Annotated in this window: 1 protein-coding gene; it reads right to left on the bottom strand. The window is 76.1% G+C overall.

The annotated features are described in order from the left end of the window. The coding region (locus D8M29_RS13275; RefSeq protein WP_127446084.1) for an FAD-binding oxidoreductase at window positions 1–631 on the bottom strand (631 nt) is incomplete at both ends.

Raw genomic sequence — 631 nt, 5'->3', positions numbered from 1 at the left:
AGCTCCATCAGGGCGGGCACGTGACCGGCCCCGGTGATCGCCTCGGCCGCGGCGGCGCCCGCGACGACGTCCGGGAAGAACCCGCCGAGCGTCACGGGCACGCCGCGCACGGCCGGCCGCAGCGCCAGCGTCGCGCCCACGATCACGCCGAGCGTGCCCTCCGAGCCGATCATCAGCGCGACCAGGTCGTAGCCGGTCACCCCCTTGACGGTGCGGTGGCCCAGCCGCAGCAGGGTGCCGTCCGCGAGCACCACGTCCAGGCCCAGCACGGCCTCGCGCGTGACGCCGTACTTGGCGCACAGCAGCCCGCCGGCGTTCATCGCGATGTTGCCGCCCACCGTGGAGATGTCCTTCGACGCGGGGTCCGGGGCCCACCACAGCCCGTGCTCGGCGAGCGCGGCGTTCAGCGCCCCGTTGAGGATCCCCGGCTCGACGACGGCCACGCGGTCCGCGGGGGAGACCTCCAGGATCCGGTCCATCGCGGTCATGTCCAGGACGATCTCGCCCGCCCCCGCGACGGCGCCGCCGGCCAGCCCCGTGCCCGCTCCGCGGGTGACCAGCGGGGTGCGGGTGCCGTGCGCGATCCGGCACGCGGCCTGCACGTCCTCCACCGTCCGTGCGCGGACCACGG

Origin of the sequence: Micrococcus sp. HSID17227, from assembly GCF_003989405.1 — a bacterium.
In the GTDB taxonomy this organism is placed as follows: Bacteria; Actinomycetota; Actinomycetes; order Actinomycetales; family Micrococcaceae; genus Micrococcus; species Micrococcus luteus.
Note: the sequence above shows the minus strand (reverse complement) of the source record. Positions and strands in the feature narration are given on the sequence as shown.